Source organism: Acinetobacter sp. C15 (assembly GCF_013420645.1).
Lineage (GTDB): Bacteria > Pseudomonadota > Gammaproteobacteria > Pseudomonadales > Moraxellaceae > Acinetobacter > Acinetobacter indicus.
The window spans coordinates 1-1371 of sequence record NZ_VOXR01000121.1 but is presented as its reverse complement, the minus strand read 5'-3'; the positions used below and the strand labels follow the sequence as shown (position 1 = coordinate 1371).

The 1371-nt window shown below is 39.9% G+C and carries 1 protein-coding gene; it reads left to right on the top strand.

The features are described 5' to 3' along the window. Window positions 1-121: 121 nt before the first annotated feature. Window positions 122-1351 carry a transposase gene (locus tag FTT63_RS15430; protein ID WP_104988072.1) on the top strand — a complete coding sequence of 410 codons (1230 nt, stop codon included), beginning with the start codon at window positions 122-124 and terminating at the stop codon, window positions 1349-1351. The last annotated feature ends 20 nt before the right edge of the window (window positions 1352-1371 follow it).

Genomic DNA, 1371 nt, shown 5'->3' with positions numbered 1-1371 from the left:
GCATAGGTATCTACATAATTCCTATGCTTTAGGTTAAATTGAAGAGCATGCTCTTCAATTTAACATCAAAGGCTTAGATCAGCGTCTTGTCAAACGCTACAATAGCCTCGTAAAGCTCAATATGAATCCTCTCGCTTCACTTGCTCCTGCAATCAAAGATATTGCCTCTGCTCAAAAAACCAGTTTCGCAACGACACAAGCCGTTTGGCGATTCTTGAACAATGAAAAAATCACATTTAAACAACTAAATGAACCTATTCATCAGCTTGCTTGTGAACAAATCAAGACATCTCAGCACGACTATGCTTTAGTCATTCATGATTGGTCACAACTCCAATACGTGACACACCGCAATAAAACTCGAAAATTACAAAGAACACATCAGTACGACTCGGGCTATGAATTACAAACCAGTTTACTTGTCGATGCAGCTTCAGGACTTCCTATTGCGCCTTTAGCCCAAACACTTACAGATGCTTTGGGTTGTTATTCGACATTCAATGAACAGCATACCGAGCGCCAAACTCATTTGGATTCTCTTGCTGAACAAATTCACAAAATTGAACAGTTTCCAATTGAGAAAACCTGTGTACATATTATTGATCGTGAGGGTGACTCTATTGCTCACTTAAGAGAGCTTAGTCGTCATGATTTTCAATGGTTAATTCGAGCAAAAGAAGGCAATCGGATTGAATATCAGGGTGAAATTTCTAAAGTTGGAGAGGTGACTGAACAGGTAGAAACACAGCAAGTGAAGTCCGTTGCTTATAAGGGTAAGCAACACATGCTTCATGTTGGGGAAACCAATATACGCTTAACCCGTGCAGCTAAACCCAAAAGAAAAGATCATACAGGTAAAAGGGTTGCTCCTCAGCAAGGTGAGGCAATTGAAGCTAGGCTCATTATTGCAGTGGTTAAGGATAGTGAAGACAAAACAATTGCAAGATGGTCGTTGATCAGTAATGTTTCTTCTGAAATTGATGCCACAGAACTAACAACTTGGTATTACTGGCGTTGGTCAATTGAATGTTATTTCAAACTCCTCAAGCAAGGAGGACATGATATTGAATCTTGGCTTCAAACCACACCTGAAGCAATTTTAAGACGATTGTTGATCAGTTGTATGGCTTGTGTGCTGACTTGGAGAGTGCAACGCTGTACAGACGAGCAGAATCAGAAAGTACGTGCTTTTCTCACACGTATTTCAGGCAGACAACAAAAGAGAGGTCATCTTGAAAGTGCTCCTGCCATATTGGCAGGGCTTTCGATTTTACTGAATACGTTACAATTGCTGTCAGAATATTCTATAGAAGAATTAAATGAACTTGCTGCAATTGCCATAGGTACCTAAAAGATGTGTAGATACCTATG